At 39.0% G+C, this 16,589-nt stretch carries 13 protein-coding genes; 6 read left to right on the top strand and 7 right to left on the bottom strand.

Annotation, left to right across the window (positions count from 1 at the left end):
• Nucleotides 1–6: 6 nt before the first annotated feature.
• Nucleotides 7–303: a 30S ribosomal protein S18 gene (gene rpsR, locus LPB89_RS05235; protein ID WP_002987043.1), complete on the bottom strand. Its 297-nt coding sequence runs from the start codon at nt 301–303 to the stop codon at nt 7–9.
• Between the two features lie 5 nt (nt 304–308).
• Nucleotides 309–650, bottom strand: a complete 342-nt coding sequence (rpsF, locus tag LPB89_RS05230; RefSeq protein WP_007810575.1) for a 30S ribosomal protein S6 — start codon at nt 648–650, stop codon at nt 309–311.
• A gap of 177 nt (nt 651–827) precedes the next feature.
• On the opposite strand from rpsF, the gene LPB89_RS05225 reads away from it, so the two are divergent.
• Nucleotides 828–1,526 (top strand): LytTR family DNA-binding domain-containing protein, encoded by a 699-nt coding sequence (locus tag LPB89_RS05225; RefSeq protein ID WP_127337513.1) that lies wholly within the window; start codon nt 828–830, stop codon nt 1,524–1,526.
• A 1-nt stretch (nt 1,527) separates the two neighbouring features.
• Here the strand turns inward: LPB89_RS05225 and priA are convergent, their stop codons facing one another.
• The 5 genes from priA to nadC all read right to left on the bottom strand — a co-directional run bounded on the left by priA (nt 1,528) and on the right by nadC (nt 7,107).
• Nucleotides 1,528–3,978 carry a primosomal protein N' gene (gene priA, locus LPB89_RS05220; RefSeq protein WP_230700672.1) on the bottom strand — a complete coding sequence of 817 codons (2,451 nt, stop codon included), beginning with the start codon at nt 3,976–3,978 and terminating at the stop codon, nt 1,528–1,530.
• 26 nt (nt 3,979–4,004) lie between these two features.
• A complete protein-coding gene (gene bla-B1-FLAV, locus LPB89_RS05215) occupies nt 4,005–4,748 on the bottom strand; it encodes a subclass B1 metallo-beta-lactamase (RefSeq protein ID WP_230701385.1) in 744 nt (247 codons plus the stop codon).
• A 19-nt stretch (nt 4,749–4,767) separates the two neighbouring features.
• Complete coding sequence (locus LPB89_RS05210; protein WP_127337516.1) at nt 4,768–5,199, bottom strand: DUF2147 domain-containing protein; 432 nt, start codon at nt 5,197–5,199, stop codon at nt 4,768–4,770.
• A gap of 1 nt (nt 5,200) precedes the next feature.
• Nucleotides 5,201–6,124: a YihY/virulence factor BrkB family protein gene (locus tag LPB89_RS05205; RefSeq protein ID WP_230700671.1), complete on the bottom strand. Its 924-nt coding sequence runs from the start codon at nt 6,122–6,124 to the stop codon at nt 5,201–5,203.
• Between the two features lie 125 nt (nt 6,125–6,249).
• A complete protein-coding gene (gene nadC / locus LPB89_RS05200) occupies nt 6,250–7,107 on the bottom strand; it encodes a carboxylating nicotinate-nucleotide diphosphorylase (RefSeq protein ID WP_230700670.1) in 858 nt (285 codons plus the stop codon).
• A 238-nt stretch (nt 7,108–7,345) separates the two neighbouring features.
• Between nadC and LPB89_RS05195 the strand changes: the two genes are divergently transcribed.
• From LPB89_RS05195 to LPB89_RS05175, 5 genes are all read left to right on the top strand, one after another.
• The gene (locus LPB89_RS05195) at nt 7,346–8,443 is read left to right on the top strand and encodes a DNA alkylation repair protein (protein ID WP_230700669.1); all 1,098 of its coding nucleotides are present in this window, start codon (nt 7,346–7,348) and stop codon (nt 8,441–8,443) included.
• Nucleotides 8,444–8,520: 77 nt separating this feature from the next.
• The gene (locus LPB89_RS05190; RefSeq protein ID WP_230700668.1) at nt 8,521–8,847 is read left to right on the top strand and encodes a DUF6660 family protein; all 327 of its coding nucleotides are present in this window, start codon (nt 8,521–8,523) and stop codon (nt 8,845–8,847) included.
• Nucleotides 8,848–8,940: 93 nt separating this feature from the next.
• Nucleotides 8,941–13,257 (top strand): CusA/CzcA family heavy metal efflux RND transporter, encoded by a 4,317-nt coding sequence (locus LPB89_RS05185; RefSeq protein ID WP_230700667.1) that lies wholly within the window; start codon nt 8,941–8,943, stop codon nt 13,255–13,257.
• A gap of 12 nt (nt 13,258–13,269) precedes the next feature.
• Nucleotides 13,270–14,478 carry an efflux RND transporter periplasmic adaptor subunit gene (locus LPB89_RS05180; RefSeq protein ID WP_230700665.1) on the top strand — a complete coding sequence of 403 codons (1,209 nt, stop codon included), beginning with the start codon at nt 13,270–13,272 and terminating at the stop codon, nt 14,476–14,478.
• Nucleotides 14,479–14,487: 9 nt separating this feature from the next.
• Complete coding sequence (locus LPB89_RS05175) at nt 14,488–16,485, top strand: heavy metal translocating P-type ATPase (protein WP_230700652.1); 1,998 nt, start codon at nt 14,488–14,490, stop codon at nt 16,483–16,485.
• The last annotated feature ends 104 nt before the right edge of the window (nt 16,486–16,589 follow it).

The raw sequence follows: 16,589 nt of genomic DNA, 5'->3' as shown, positions 1-16,589 counted from the left end.
TTAATATTATTTTAATAAATCGGCCACGTATGGCATTAAAGCTAAGTGACGTGCTCTTTTTACAGCTACAGAAACTTTTCTTTGGTATTTCAATGAAGTTCCTGTTAAACGACGTGGAAGAATTTTTCCTTGCTCGTTAACGAATTTCAATAAGAAATCAGCATCTTTATAATCGATATATTTGATTCCTGATTTTTTGAAACGACAATACTTTTTAGTTTTGTTAGTTTCAATGTTTAAAGGCGTTAAATATCTGATATCTCCGTCTTTTTTTCCTTTTGCAGATTGCTCTATTGTAGACATAATAATTAAGCTTTAGTAGATTTTAATTTGGCTCTTCTTCTTTCAGCCCATGAAATAGCATGTTTGTCTAAACTTACAGTCAAGAAACGCATAACTCTTTCGTCACGTCTAAATTCAGTTTCAAAAGCAATCAGAACTTCTCCAGCTACTTTGAATTCGAATAAGTGATAAAAACCACTTTTTTTGTTTTGGATTTCGTAAGCCATCTTTTTCAGACCCCAATCCTCTTTTGACACCATTTCAGCTCCTCTGCTAGTAAGAAATTCTTCAAATTTCGTTACTGTTTCCTTCACCTGAACCTCAGATAAAACGGGATTTAAAATGAAAACAGTTTCATAATGATTCATAAATACAATATTTATTTGTTAAAATTGGGTGCAAAAGTAGTGAATATATTTATATCTGCAACATTTTTTTACGTTTATTCGTTGAAAAACAAAAAATAACGTTGAAGTTTAGTTTTTTCCCTAAAAAAATAATATATTTACTATTGCTATCCTGAATTTATTCTAAATTTAAATGTTATGAAACTAAATTGTGTTGTTGTGGATGATAGTTCTATACAGAGGACAATTATTGCAAAATTAGTCAATAATCATCCAGGTCTGCATTTAATTGGTGACTTTTCGAACGCAATTGAAGCGAAAAGCTGTATTTCCCTTAATAATATCGACTTAATATTTCTTGATATAGAAATGCCCGTTATCAATGGTTTTGACTTCCTTGACGGATTAAAATCCAAACCTCAGATCATTTTTATCACTTCTAAAGCAGAATATGCCCTAAAGGCATTTGATTATGATGCCACCGACTACCTTCAAAAACCTATAGCGGTTGACAGATTCAACGCCTCCGTTAAAAGGGCTGTCGATATGCATTTGCTCAAAAAAGAGGTAAAAGAAGAAGAAGGCGAACATATCTTCATCAAAAGCAACCTTAAAAAACTTAAAATTTTCACTGCAAAAATCAAATGGATAGAAGCTTTCGGAGATTATGTAAGAGTGGTTACGGAAGATGACAGTAATCTGGTGCTTTCTACGATGAAATCTTTTGAAAATGATTTGTCAAAAGACAAATTTATTCGTGTACACAAATCCTACATTATCAATATTGACAAAGTAGAGCGATTTAACAGCAAATTTGCGGAAATTGGCATTACAAAAATTCCCTTGAGCAGAAATAAGAAAGAAGATCTTGTAAAAGCACTTTCTACTTCTTCTTAATCTAATAAAAATCGACGTTTATCACAACTTTTATTGCTCTGTAGGGAGCAACAGCCTCAAAACTATTCAACATTTTCTGAATAGTTTTTTTTGTACCCCCTAACGGCAGGTTTTGTGGAATCTTAATCAGGATTGTACGCAGATATTCGTTTCTTATCCGGCTGATAGCAGGTTCTTCAGGTCCCAATACAGGCATATTCAGATTCTGGCTCAGCACCTGGTACAACCACATAGAACCTTCTTTGAGTTTATCAAAATCACGATGTTTTAAAGTCAGTTTGATAATCCTGAAATAAGGAGGGTATTTATAAATCTGGCGATCATACAATTGCTCCTTATACATACCTTCATAATTATTGGTTGTTACCTGTTGAATGGTATTATGGTTTGGATTGTAGGTCTGAATCACTACTTTTCCTTGTTTTTCAGCCCTTCCGGCTCTTCCCGCAACCTGTGTCATCATCTGAAAACTGCGTTCGAAGGCCCTGAAGTCAGGATGATGGAGCATATTGTCGGCATTCATGATTCCAACCAGGCTCACATTGTCAAAATCCAGGCCTTTGGCCAACATTTGTGTCCCGACTAAAATATCTATCTCCCGATTTTTAAACGAATCAATAATCTTTTCGAAACCAAATTTCCCACGGGTGGTGTCCTGATCCATTCTGCCAATTTTAGCTTTAGGAAAAAGAGACAGTAATTCCTGCTCAATTTGTTCTGTCCCAAAACCTTTAGTTGTCAGGTCAATACTGGAACAGCTATGGCAGTGTGTAGGTTTTGCAATCGAATAGCCGCAATAGTGGCAACGCAACTGGTTTTTATGTTTATGAAAAGTCAGACTCACATCGCACTGCTGGCAATGCGGAACATGACCACAGGTCAGGCATTCAATTATAGGTGAATAGCCACGTCTGTTTTGAAACAAAATCACCTGTTCGCCCAATTGTAAAGCTTCCGCAATTTCTTCCGTAAGGAGGTCGCTAAAATGTCCTGTCATTCTTTTTCTGAAATGTTTGTCTTTCAGATCAACCAGCAGAATTTCAGGCATTCTCACCTTATTGTAACGTTCCATAATTGATACCAGACCATATTTCCCGCTTTGCGTGTTAAAATAGGTTTCGATACTGGGTGTCGCTGATCCTAAAAGCACTTTCGCCTGATGAAAATTAGCCAGAACAATAGCAGAATCCCTGGCGTGATAACGCGGAGCAGGATCTGTTTGTTTAAAAGTCTGCTCGTGTTCTTCATCAACAATCAATAACCCCAGGCTGGCAAACGGCAGAAAAAGGGCTGACCTTGCTCCTATGACAATTTGGGCTTTATCTGCACTTTCGAGTGTTTGTTTCCATACTTCCACTCTTTCATTATTACTGTATTTCGAATGAAAGACAGCGATTTTATCTCCAAAATGAAGTCGTAAACGCGACACTAACTGAGTGGTAAGGGCAATTTCAGGCAGCAAATAAAGGATCTGTTTTCCGGTCTCCAGATATTCTTCAATTAATTTGATATAAATTTCCGTCTTTCCGCTTGACGTTACACCGTGGAGCAGACAAACTTCTTTATCAATAAAATTATTTTTAATTTCAGTAAAAGCTTTTTCCTGGGCTTCACTTAGCAGTAATTGTTTTTCCGAGGCTTGTCCCTTAAAATTAACACGGTCCTGCTGCAGCAAATATTCTTCTAAAATTTCCTTTTCTACCAATGCTTTCACAGCCGCTGGAGAGGATTGTGAAGCTTCTACGATCTTCTTAACCGTGATTGGCTTTTTTTCGGAAGCATTTAACTGAAAATAAGCCAGCACTATTTCTTTTTGCTTATTGGCATTTTTAAGCACTTCTAATAATTGCCCTAAACCTTCATCTGTTTCGTATTTACTGTGCAGTTTCACATATCGAATCAGTTTGGGTTTGTAACTTTCTTTAATTTCTTCTTCTAAAACGATAATGTCTTTTGCCATTAATTTCTGAAGAATCGGAAGAATATTTTTTTTATTTAAAATAGAGGCAATTTCCCCAACTTTAAGTGAACTTTGATGGTGCAGCGCTTCATAAATTAAGAATTCATCGTCTGAAAGTTCAGAATCATTTACCACTGTATCCGGTTTATGCGAAATAATGGTTTCACTTTCCAGCAATAATCCGGTTGGAAAGGCACCGCGATACACGTCGCCAATACCACACATATAATAATTAGCAATCCAGAACCAGTGCCTGATCTGGATCTCGGTTGCAATCGGTTTTTCGTCCAGAATCTGATGAATTTCTTTTGCTTCGTATAATGTCGGAGCATTTTCGTGCGTATCTGTTACAAGTGCTGTATAGATTTTGTTTTTACCAAATGGCACGGCCACCCGCATTCCTTTTTTAATAAAATGGAATTCAGTTTCAGAAACGCGATAAGTAAAGGTTTTAGCTAGTGAAAGAGGCAGAACGACTTCGACAAAAAACATGTAATTATTTTATATGATTTACAAAATTACTTCTTTCCTGACGGTTTATTCAAATAATCTTCCACCAATTTTAAAGTATGATTTAAAGACTCTGTATTGGTCCAGTCTTCGTGGCCCGGAATTATATACACCGGATTTTTAAATTTGGTTTGCACTTTTTTAATAGATTTTTTCCATTCTTTTACATCAGAATCCGCGAGATAACCTAGATCCGCTGCACTGGCGCTTTTTATAAAGCAGGCGCCATAGAGCACTTTTTCATGAGGAAACCAGGCAACAATATTATCCGGTGCATGTCCTTTTCCAGGATAATACACTTCAAATTTATATTGTCCTACGGTAAATATGGTATCATTGGGAAGGACAAATGCTGCTCTTGGTTTATTTTCTTTCTTTAAAATTTCATCCGTAAGTTTTCCCGTATAGGTTTTAATTCCCTTTTGTTTATAGAATGCGATTCCACCTGCCCTGTCATCATGGGAATGCGTTGCAAAACACATCACAACCTCTTTATTATGTTTGGCTTTTATACTGTCTAATAACGGCTGAAATTGTGTTTCATCCCAGGGCGCATCAAACAGTACAACGCCTTTGTCCGTAACCAGATACATGGCGTTGGCAGAAATCAGGGTTCCGTTATAATCGTGAAATGTTTTATAAACATAAAAGTCACCTGTTAGATGACTTATGGGTAATGCCGTATTCTTAGATTGTCCAAAACTATTTGACAATGCCGATAAGAAGAGGAGTATCGCTATTACTTTTCGCATGTGAATAATCAAAAAAATATTAGTTTTTTGCTCTGGTCCAATATTGGGTTCTTCCCATAATTGAAATACCAACATAACCGCGAAGTTTTAATTTATCAGCAGAATCTAAAGTGATATAACATTTGTATTTTTTCCCGTTTGTAGGGTCCAGAATTGTACCACCATTATATTCTGCACCGTCTTTTTTAAGTCCGTTGATGATAACCATTCCTAAAATAGGTTTATTTTTTTCGGCACCATCACAACTTGTGCACAAATCTTTTTTATGATCGGCACGAAGTATTTCTACTACCTTACCGTATATTTTTCCTGATTTCTCGTAAACTTCCACAATTGATTTGGCCTCACCTGTTTCGTCGTCAATTGTTTTCCATTTTCCAATGACACTCTGACTTTGAATCGAGCCTATTGTCAGAAAGAAGACTCCAATTGTTAACATCCAATTTTTCATACTATTTTATTTTTTTTTGTTTTAATTTTCTGATAGTAGCATTGAGTTCAAACCCCAAAAGCAGTATCATACAGTTTATCCAAATATAAAACATTAGAATTAATAATGTCCCAATTGAACCATAAAGTTCGTTATATTTTGAGAATTTTATAACCCAAATCCCAAAAAAGAACGAAGATATAACAATTAGGACCGTCGTAAAAACAGATCCAATGCTGATAAAAGGCACTTTATTGTACTGTCTTGTACCATAACGCAATAATATTGAAGATGTTATAAGAATCATCAAAATAACAAACGCATAACGTCCCAAAATAATAAGCGGAATGCGGTCACTCAGCACATCCTGAATAATTGTTTTCTGAATAAAAACCTCAAAAACAACAATTGTAGCCACTGTTACAAACAGAATAATGGTCATTAGAAGTGAAATGGCCAGTGCTACTAAATACTGACTGAAAAAACCTCGTTTGTCAAACACATGTTTTGACGATTCGAAACCACTTAAAATTCCGTTAATACCATTTGCCATCAAAAAAATAGAAAGCAAAAACCCCGAAGACAATAAGCCGGAGTGACTGTTATTTAAAATATCGCTGATAATTTTACTGATGGCATCATAGGTGTTGGGAGGAACACCCTGCTGCACAAACTGCAAAAAATCGGCCTGGAATCCTTCAATTGGAATAAAGGGTATTAAGTTTAAAATAAATAACGCAAAAGGAAACAGTGCCATAAAAAAGCTGAATGAAACTGCACTGGCGTGATAGGAAAAAGCGCCTTCCAGAATTCCTAAAGTGTACAATTCAAGCAAATCGTATAACGAAAACCCCTCTAACCACGGCAATTTTATTCTCTTAAAAATCCCAACCACAGAACGTAATACCGGAATTTTATCGATCCGGTCTTCTATTTCTTTAGACATAGTTATTATTTTAGATTTTTAGATTTTTGGATTCTTAGATTTTTGGATTCTTAGAATAGAGACTTTAGATTTAGATTTAGATTTAAACTCACAAGCCGTAACTCATAGCCCATACTCATAACTCCTTAAAACGCCTTCAAACTCAAATCCATGTTGTAAACGGAATGCGTCAAAGCGCCGGATGAAATATAATTCACGCCGCATAAAGCATATTCACGAATCGTTTTTTCGTTGATATTTCCGGAAGATTCCGTCTGGCATTTAGTGCCGATTAATTGTACGGCTGTTTTAGTGTCTTCGTAATTGAAGTTGTCAATCAGGATTCTGTGAACACCGTCGCTGAGCAGAATTTCACGGATTTCATCTAAATTTCTGGCTTCAACGATAATCTTCAAATCTAAATTTTTAGCTTTCAGATAATCTTTTGTTTTCCTGATGGCAAGCGTGATTCCGCCTGCAAAATCAATATGATTGTCTTTTAGCATCACCATATCATAAAGTGCAAAACGATGATTTTCACCGCCGCCTATTTTCACCGCCCATTTTTCAGCAGCCCTGAAATTGGGCGTTGTTTTACGCGTATCCAATATTTTGGCACCCGTTCCTTCTAAAAGCTGCACGTACTGGTTTGTTTTAGTTGCAATAGCAGACATACGCTGCATCGTATTCAAAACAACTCTCTCTGCTTTCAGGATAGACTGGGAGCTGCCTGAAACTTCAAAAACAACGTCACCGTATTCTACGTGTGTACCGTCTTCTATAAATGTTTTAACTTTTAGAGCAGGATCTACATATTCAAAAATCATTTTTGCAAGCGCCACACCTGCAATTATGCCCTGGTCTTTTACCAATAACTTAGCCTGACCATGCGCCGTTTCAGGAATACAGGCCAACGAACTGTAATCGCCTGTCCCGACATCTTCTCTAATCGCATTGCTAATCAATAGTTGTAATTCCGTCTGAAATTGTAATTGGCTAATCATTTTTTAGAATTTTATAAGATGCTAAAGTAGGATATATTTTGTGGATTTGAAAGCTGAACGAAGGTGAAAAGTTTTTTCAACACCTCAAATACTCCTTTTTTTTCACCACTAACCAACTGATTTTCATTAAGAAGAAAGCTTAATTTTTAATACGCTCTTACCAGTTTAATTTTTTTCTTCTTTGTTCACTGCGGGTTAAGAACATTAAATATCTTTGAGGTTCATTCAAAACAAAACCATGGGATTAATTAAAGATATTTATTCGGTTGCTTTTTACGAAAAGTTCAGTCAGGCGGCAGCAGAAGTACATCCGGCATTTCAGAAACAAAAATTTATCGATACTATTTATGAAGGTGATTTTGCCGAAAAAGAATGGAAAGACCGAATGAAACATACCACCGTTGTTTTGCACCAGTTCATGCCTGAGAATTTTCCGGAAGCGGTTTCGTTAATCGATCAAATCATTGAAAACCTGAAAAAGAATCAATTTACAGAAGGAAACCTGGCGTTTATTTTCTTTGCTGATTATATTGAAATGTACGGTCTGGACGACTTCAAAACCTCGGCGAAAGCCTTTGTATCGATTACTCAGTTTATCAGCTGTGAATTTGCCGTCCGCCCTTTCATTTTAAAATATAAAGAAAAAATGATCGAAGAAATGGTAAAATGGTCGCGGCACGAAAACCATCATGTGCGCCGACTGGCCAGCGAGGGAAGCCGCCCGAGATTACCGTGGGCAATGGCAATTCCCTACTTAAAAAAAGACCCTGCTTCTATCCTGCCTATCTTGGAAAATCTTAAAAACGACCCCTCCGAATATGTACGCCGAAGTGTTGCCAATAATCTGAATGATATTGCCAAAGACAATCCTCAGATCGTTCTGGAAATTGCAGCGCAATGGAAAGGCTTTAGCAAAGAAACAGACGCAATTATCAAACATGGCTGCAGAACTTTACTGAAACAGGGACATCCCGAAATCCTGAGTCATTATGGACTGGAAAGCTCAAATATTGAACTATCCGCTTTTGAAATTAAAACGCCGGTGGTAAAGACCGGGGACGCTTTACAGTTTCAGTTTCATTTAAGAAATCTCAACAAGGAACCTAAAACAGTCCGTTTGGAATATGCTGTGTATTACAAGAAAGCAAAAGGCCATCTGGCCAAAAAAGTCTTCAAAATAAGCGAGAAAAGCTATCAGCCGGAGCAATTGGTAAAAGTCGAACGAAACCAGTCTTTCAGGCTCATTACCACCCGCGTTTTTCATACGGGAATTCATGAATTGTCGATTATCATAAACGGAACGGAAAGCGAACCGCTGCGTTTTGAACTGATTTAACTGAAGAAGAATCCTCATCATAAAAATTAAGAATATTATAATTTTAACATAAACCATTTATCCTTATCTTTACTCCCGTGAAATGGATTAACATCATATTATCAGTTTATTTAATCGTGCTGTCGTCTTTGCCCTGTGCAGATTCGCTGCAGAGCGATTCAATAGCACATACCAACGAAATGGTATCGCAAACTGAAAGTACCTCTCACGATAAGGAGTCGGACCTTTGCCCTCCTTTCTGTACTTGTAATTGTTGTGCCGCACAAGTCCTCAACACCACTCCGGTTATTGCATGGTCTTTTGACGAAAGCACTCCTCTTATCAAAAAGCCTTTATCTTCTTACCACTCCGTTTTTACTTCTAATTTTTACGGAAGTATCTGGCAGCCGCCCCAAATAGTATAATGAAGCCCGAGTAATTTCGGGTCAAGATGTTGTGGATTTACCACAAATAAACAGGCGTAATCCGTCTGATTTCTCATTCATTATATCCGAAAAATGCTCGATAAAATTATACAATTCAGTATAAAGAACAAATTCATTATACTCTTACTTACCCTGATTCTGATCGCCTGGGGAAGTTATTCGCTTAAAAATTTACCGTTAGACGCCCTTCCTGATATTACCAACAATCAGGTGCAGATTATCACTACGGCGCCAACACTGGCGAGTCAGGAAGTCGAACAATTAATCACGTATCCGCTGGAACAGGCCGTAAAAACGATTCCAAAAGTAATCGAACTCCGAAGTATATCCCGTTTTGGATTGTCGGTTGTTACGGTTGTTTTTGAAGAAAATGCCGATACATACTGGGCTCGCGAACAAGTTTTTCAGCGGTTAAAACAAGCAGAAGAAAACATTCCAAAATACGCCGGAACGCCGGAACTGGCTCCAATTACAACCGGTTTAGGCGAAATCTACCAATATGACGTTTATGCCAAAAAAGGCTACGAAAACAAATACAATGCCACCAGTTTAAGAACGATTCAGGACTGGATCATTGTGCCTCAGTTACAGGGCGTAAAAGGTGTTGCCGAAGTCAGTACCTGGGGCGGAAGTGTCAAACAATACGAAATCGCCGTTGATCCCAACCGCCTAAACAGCTCCGGAGTAACCATTACGGAAATCTTTGATGCCCTCGAAAAAAACAACCAGAACACTGGCGGGGCTTATATCGAAAAAGATGAATTTGCTTATTTCATCCGAGGTGTCGGTATGGCTTCCGGAATTAAGGATATTGGCAACATCGTTGTTAAAAACCGAAACGATACCCCCATTTTAATTCGTGATGTCGCCACCGTACAAGCCGGAAATGCCATTCGCTTCGGGGCCACAACCAAAGACGGAAAAGGAGAAATTGTGGGTGGTTTAACCCTAATGCTGAAAGGAGAAAATTCGAAAGCCGTTGTGGAACGTGTGAAAGAAAAAATGATCCAGATCAACAAAATGTTGCCCGAAGGTGTTGTGGCCGAAGCCTTTATTGACAGAAGCAAACTGGTCGATAATGCCATCGGAACGGTGACCAAAAACCTGCTTGAAGGGGCTTTAATCGTAATTTTTGTCCTGATTTTATTTTTGGGAAATCTTCGTGCGGGATTGATTGTGGCTTCTGTCATTCCACTCGCCATGCTTTTTGCCGTCATATTAATGAATGCCTTTGGCGTAAGCGGAAACTTAATGAGCCTGGGAGCCATCGACTTCGGAATCATCGTCGACGGTGCTGTCATTATCGTTGAAGCTACCATGCATCACCTGCAAAAACTAAAAAAGAAAACGAAATTAACGCAGCCTGAAATGGATGAGGAAGTATATGCTTCCGCTTCCAAAATACGAAACAGTGCCGCATTTGGAGAAATCATTATCCTGATTGTCTACCTTCCGATTCTCGCCCTGGTGGGAACCGAAGGAAAAATGTTTAAGCCAATGGCCATGACAGTTGGTTTTGCCGTAATGGGTGCCTTTGTCCTTTCGCTCACTTATGTGCCGATGATGAGTGCCTTATTTCTATCTAAAAATCCGGAACATAAAAGCAATTTCAGTGACCGTATGATGGCCTGGCTGGAGAAAATATACACTCCGTTTTTAGAAAAAACCCTGCATTTTAAAAAAGTAGTTTTAGGAATTGCCTTGTCTTTATTTCTTTTCGCAATTATCATTTTTCAAAATATGGGTGGCGAATTTATTCCAACCATAGAAGAAGGGGATTTGTCTATCAATGCGACCATTATGACCGGAAGTTCTCTGTCCCAAATGATCAAAACGACAACCGCATATGAAAAAATGCTGAAAGCAAAATTTCCGGAAATTAAAACCATTGTCACTAAAATCGGAAGCGGGGAAATCCCAACCGATCCGATGCCCATAGAAAGCGGCGATTTAATTATTGTCCTGAAAGACAAAAAAGAATGGACAAGTGCTGACAACTGGGAAGATCTGGCCCATCTGATGAAAGCCGAAATGGAAAAAATTCCGGGTGCCAATATTGAAGTTTCACAACCCATCCAGATGCGATTTAACGAATTAATGACCGGCAGCCGAAGTGATATCGCTATTAAGATATTTGGCGACAATCTGGATGTTCTCGAAAGAAAAGCCAGTGAACTCATTCAGAAAATAAATTCAATTGAAGGCGTTGGTGATTTAAAAGCTGACAAAGTAACCGGATTGCCGCAGATTACCATAAAGTACGATTACGATAAAATTGCGCTGTACGGTTTAAACATAGAAGATTTAAATAAAATCATACGCTCCTCATTTGCGGGAGAAGCGGCCGGTAAAATCTATGAAGAAAGTAAAAGATTTGATATTGTCGTTCGGATGAACAAGGAAAACCGAAATGATATTAATGATGTTAGTAATTTGTTTATTCCATTACCCAATGGACAGCAGGTACCTCTTTCGCAGGTGGCCACTATCGATTATGAGCAGGGTCCCGTGCAGGTAAGCCGTGAAGACGGAAAACGCCGAATTACTATTGGGTTAAATGTCCGCGGACGTGATGTAAAAAGCGTGGTGGAGGAAATTCAGCAAAAACTGGACAAAAAATTCGAGCTTCCTGCAGGCTATTATGTGACCTACGGAGGCCAGTTCGAAAATCTTATCGAAGCCAATAAACGGCTTTCTATTGCTTTGCCGATTGCCCTGAGCTTAATTTTAGTGCTGCTGTACTTCACTTTCAAAAGCATCAAACAGGCAGCATTAATTTTTACCGCGATTCCACTTTCAGCTATTGGAGGGGTATTTGCTTTGTGGCTGCGGGGAATGCCTTTCAGTATCTCGGCCGGAATTGGCTTTATCGCACTGTTTGGAATTGCAGTGCTTAACGGGATTGTTTTGATTTCATATTTCAACCAGCTAAAATCAGAAGGCATTGACAATCCGCTGGAACGCGTTTTAACAGGGACAAAAACCAGATTACGCCCGGTTTTAATGACAGCGGCTGTGGCTTCTTTGGGCTTCCTGCCCATGGCTTTATCCACAAGCGGTGGTGCCGAAGTGCAGAAACCACTGGCTACGGTTGTCATTGGCGGCTTGTTTTCAGCAACTTTCCTGACGCTGATTGTTTTGCCCATCCTCTATTTATTATCCGAAAAAAGAATTAAAATCAAATCAAAGATGACAAAACCCGCCATAACGCTTATTCTATTGCTAATAAGCAGTTTCTCTTTTGCCCAAACCAGTCAGCCTGTTTCATTGGAAAAAGCGGTGGAAATGGCAAAATCCAATAGTCTCAATTTAAAAATTGCCGATAAAGAAATTGAGAAACAAACCATCCTTAAAAAGACCGCATTTCAGGCAGATCCTTTGCAGGTACAATATCAGGGCGGACAGTTCAATAGTGCTGATTATGACAGTAACGTTTCGGTACAGCAATATTTCCCCGTTGGAAAAATTACCAGGGCCAATAGGCAATTGCAGGAAGAGCTCGTCAAACTGGCCGAAAAGCGAAAAGCCATGTCTGAATATGAAATTGAAAAAGCCGTTACATTAGCCTATTATCAATATGGCTACGGTCTTTCCATTCAAAAACTAAATACTGAATTGCTGGAGGTTTATGCTTTGTTTTTAAAAAATGCCGAGCTTCGTTTTAAGACCGGTGAAAGCGGGAATATCGAAGTCATTAGTGCAAAGGCCAAAGTGAAGGAAATTGAAACCCAAAAAGAGCAATTGGAATACGATCTGGCTATCTATCAAAAACAGCTGCAGTATTTTGTTCAGACCAGGGAAAACATTGTTCCTGATGCTGCGGCGGCTTCGCAATTTACAGTGACAAAAGATTCTAATACCTCTAAAGTCGAAAACTTAGTAGCTGACTATCACCAGCAACAAATTTCGGTCTATCAGAAAGAAGCAAATGTGTACAAAGCACAGCGAACACCTAAGGTAGGTTTGGGCTATTTTGCGCAAACCATTGATACCAAATCGTTGTTTCAGGGCTTTACGGCGGGTTTGCAGATTCCGTTGTTTGGCAGCGTAAATACGGCTAAAGCCAAAGCAGCAGCCATAAACATTAGCCAGTCAGAACTCGAGTTGGAGAAAACTAAATTCTCGCTGGAGCTGCAAATGGAAGAATTGCAAAATGAGTTTCAAAAACAACAAAAAGGATTATCCTATTATCAAAAAGAAGGTTTGCAATATGCGGAACAAATTATTACAACAGCCCAGAAAAGCTACGCCAACGGTGATATGAGCTATTGGACGTATATCAGTTTTTTAAATCAGGCTATTGATATAAAAAAGCAATATGCCGAAACGCTGCATACGTACAATCAAAGCGCCATTCGATTGCAATTTCCTTCAATTTCCAATAACTAATCGCCATTATCAATGAGAAATATAAAAAATACAACAACCCGTTTCACCCTCTTACTCCTCCCTATTGCCTTTTTCATTCTGTTTTTAACTTCCTGTAATGAAAAAAAAGCGGAAGAAATTCACGAAGAAGAAGCATCAGAAAATGAAGTAAGCTTAACCGCCGTACAATTTAAAACAGTTGGTATTCAGTTTGGAAGTGTCGAAAACCGGAACCTCAATACTATTATTAAAGCCAATGGCTATACGACGGTTCCACCACAGAATTCTGCCAAAATTGCGACACTGCTTGGCGGTACTGTGAAAGACATTTTAGTACTCGAAGGAACGTATGTCAACAAAGGCAAAGTGCTGGCGACCATTCAGAACCTGGAAGTCGTAGAAATGCTGGAAGATTACAAATCGGCTACAGCCAATATCGAGTATTTGCAATTGGAGTACAACCGCCAGAAAACATTATCGGATGAAAATGTAAATCCACGAAAAACATTTCAGGAAGTAAAAGCCAAATTAGCGGTAGAAAGAGCCAAAGCACAAGCCGCAAAAAACAAATTACAGGCCCTTCACATCAGCCCTGGCAGCAACACCGCCCTGATTCCTATTGTATCGCCCATCAATGGCTACATCGGAAAGATTAATATTGCGAAAGGAGCATTTGCAGAGACCGGAATTCCATTATTTGAAGTCACCGATAACAGTCAGATGCATCTGGATTTAAATGTGTACGAAAAAGATCTGGGCTCTATTTCAATCGGTCAGGAAGTCGATTTTATACTGACCAACCAATCGAATAAATCGATAAAAGGAAAAATATTCGGTATCAATAAATCGTTTTCCAATGAAAGCAAAACCGTTGCCGTTCACGCCAAAATAAATCCCGACGATGCCAAAGGACTGATCTCCGGAATGTACGTTTCCGCCAATATCAATCTCAATAATGCGACAGTACCGGCACTTCCAAAAGCGGCTATTGTAAAAAACGGCGATAAATATTTTATTTTTATTGAAGAAAACGAGCAGCATGAAAAAGAGAAGAAATCCGAATCTGCAGCAGAAGCCGAAGAAATACATTTTAAAGCCATCGAAGTTATTCCCGGTACCACTGATATGGGATTTACCGAAATAAAATTTGTAACTTCAATCCCTGATAATAGCAAAATTGTTACACAAGGTGCTTTTTACCTTTTATCCGCCCAAAAAGGCGGTGGAGAGCACACCCATTAATTTTAATTTATGATACATAGCGACGATACAAACTGCTGCGAAACCAAACAAAACGCAGCAGTCCAAAAAAACAAAGCTGCCAGTTGCTGCTCGCATGACGATAATGGACATGACGATCACGACGGGCACGATCATTCAACAGGAAACCAGACTACTTTTCAGCTTTTTTTACCGGCTGTAATCAGTTTTCTATTATTGATCATTGCCATAGTTTTCGATAATTACCTGCCGCAGACCTGGTTTACGGGATGGGTACGGATAGTCTGGTATGCGGTTGCGTATCTGCCTGTTGGCTTTCCTGTATTGAAAGAAGCATTGGAAAGTGCCAGAGATGGTTCCTTCTTTTCTGAATTTTTACTAATGAGCATTGCCACAGTAGGTGCTTTTGCCATTAGTGAATATCCGGAAGGAGTCGCCGTAATGCTTTTTTATGCGATTGGTGAAACTTTCCAGGCCCTGGCAGTAACACGTGCCAAAGCCAACATCAAAACATTATTAGACCAGCGTCCGGATGAAGTGACCCTACTCGAAAATAACCAGACCAAAATCATTAAGGCTGCAGAGGCCCAAATCGGGGCAATAATTCAATTAAAACCCGGCGAAAAATTAGGTCTGGACGGCGAGCTGCTTTCAGAAACAGCTTCCTTTAATACCGCGGCTTTAACAGGCGAAAGTAAACCGGATACTAAAAATAAGGGCGAAAGTGTCCTTGCCGGAATGATCAATCTGAATTCCGTGACTGAAATCAAAGTTACAGCTTTATACAAAGACAGCAAATTGTCGAAAATTCTGGAAATGGTTCAGGATGCTACCGCGAAAAAAGCACCAACCGAATTATTCATCCGAAAGTTTGCCAAAATATACACCCCAATTGTGGTGTACTCCGCCATCGCGATCTGTTTACTTCCCTACTTTTTTGTGGATGAATATGTTTTCAGGGACTGGCTGTATCGCGCTTTGGTGTTTTTGGTAATTTCCTGTCCGTGTGCGTTAGTAATCTCTATTCCGCTGGGGTATTTCGGTGGAATCGGAGCTGCCAGTAAAAATGGGATTCTGTTCAAAGGTTCGGGTTTTCTTGATATTATGGCAGCCATTCAGGTGGTCGTAATGGACAAAACAGGGACATTGACCAAAGGTGTTTTTAAAGTTCAGAAAGTAGTGGCTGTTGGGATTCCCGAAGCGGATTTAATACAATATACGGCGGCACTCGAAACCAAATCAACACATCCTGTTGGCACTGCGATTATCGAATATGCTAATGGAACAGAGAAAGAAAACCTTGTGACGGCTGTTGAAGAAATCGCTGGTCATGGCCTGAAAGGTACCATTGACGGCAACGAAATTCTCGCCGGTAACACCAAATTACTGAAGAAATTCAATATTGAGTATGATTCTGAAATTGACAATACGCCTTTTACCATAGTCGTAGTGGCCATCAATCAAAAATATGCCGGTTATTTTCTCATAGCCGATGAAATCAAAGAAGACGCCAGGCAGGCCGTTCAGAGTTTGCATCGCATCAACGTAAAAACAGTCATGCTTTCGGGAGACAAAACAGCCGTTGTAAATTCGGTTGCCACAGCATTAAATATCGCTGAAGCCTACGGTGATTTGCTGCCGGAAGATAAAGTCGCCAAAGTGACTGAGCTGAAAAACAAAAACCTGAAAATTGCCTTCGTAGGTGATGGCGTAAATGACGCACCTGTTGTGGCACTCGCACATGCCGGAATCGCAATGGGCGGTTTAGGAAGCGACGCCACTATAGAAACAGCAGATATTGTCATTCAGAACGATCAGCCAACCAAAATATATACCGCGATCAATATTGGAAAAAAAACCAAACAAATCGTCTGGCAGAATATTGGCCTGGCATTTGTCGTAAAAGCGGTGGTGCTGATTCTTGGTGCCGGTGGTCTCGCAACAATGTGGGAAGCTGTTTTTGCAGATGTCGGTGTTGCCTTATTAGCTATATTAAATGCCGTACGAATACAGCGAATGAAATTTTAATACGAAACCGAAAATTTAGCCACAGATTAAAAGATTCACACAGATTTCTTAAATAAAGTCAAATAAAAATTCGTGAAAATTCGCAAAATTCGTGGCAACCTTTT

The organism is Flavobacterium sp. ENC (genome assembly GCF_020991415.1).
Lineage (GTDB): Bacteria > Bacteroidota > Bacteroidia > Flavobacteriales > Flavobacteriaceae > Flavobacterium.
This window is presented reverse-complemented; position numbering and strand designations above follow the sequence as displayed.

Coding starts and splice junctions, on each gene's coding strand:
- LPB89_RS05225 (WP_127337513.1), top strand. CDS start 828: ATGAAACTAAATTGTGTTGTTGTGGATGATAGTTCTATACAGAGGACA.
- LPB89_RS05175 (WP_230700652.1), top strand. CDS start 14,488: ATGATACATAGCGACGATACAAACTGCTGCGAAACCAAACAAAACGCA.
- nadC (WP_230700670.1), bottom strand. CDS start 7,107: ATGATTAGCCAATTACAATTTCAGACGGAATTACAACTATTGATTAGC.
- rpsF (WP_007810575.1), bottom strand. CDS start 650: ATGAATCATTATGAAACTGTTTTCATTTTAAATCCCGTTTTATCTGAG.
- LPB89_RS05195 (WP_230700669.1), top strand. CDS start 7,346: ATGGGATTAATTAAAGATATTTATTCGGTTGCTTTTTACGAAAAGTTC.
- LPB89_RS05210 (WP_127337516.1), bottom strand. CDS start 5,199: ATGAAAAATTGGATGTTAACAATTGGAGTCTTCTTTCTGACAATAGGC.
- LPB89_RS05185 (WP_230700667.1), top strand. CDS start 8,941: ATGCTCGATAAAATTATACAATTCAGTATAAAGAACAAATTCATTATA.
- LPB89_RS05205 (WP_230700671.1), bottom strand. CDS start 6,124: ATGTCTAAAGAAATAGAAGACCGGATCGATAAAATTCCGGTATTACGT.
- rpsR (WP_002987043.1), bottom strand. CDS start 303: ATGTCTACAATAGAGCAATCTGCAAAAGGAAAAAAAGACGGAGATATC.
- bla-B1-FLAV (WP_230701385.1), bottom strand. CDS start 4,748: ATGCGAAAAGTAATAGCGATACTCCTCTTCTTATCGGCATTGTCAAAT.
- priA (WP_230700672.1), bottom strand. CDS start 3,978: ATGTTTTTTGTCGAAGTCGTTCTGCCTCTTTCACTAGCTAAAACCTTT.
- LPB89_RS05180 (WP_230700665.1), top strand. CDS start 13,270: ATGAGAAATATAAAAAATACAACAACCCGTTTCACCCTCTTACTCCTC.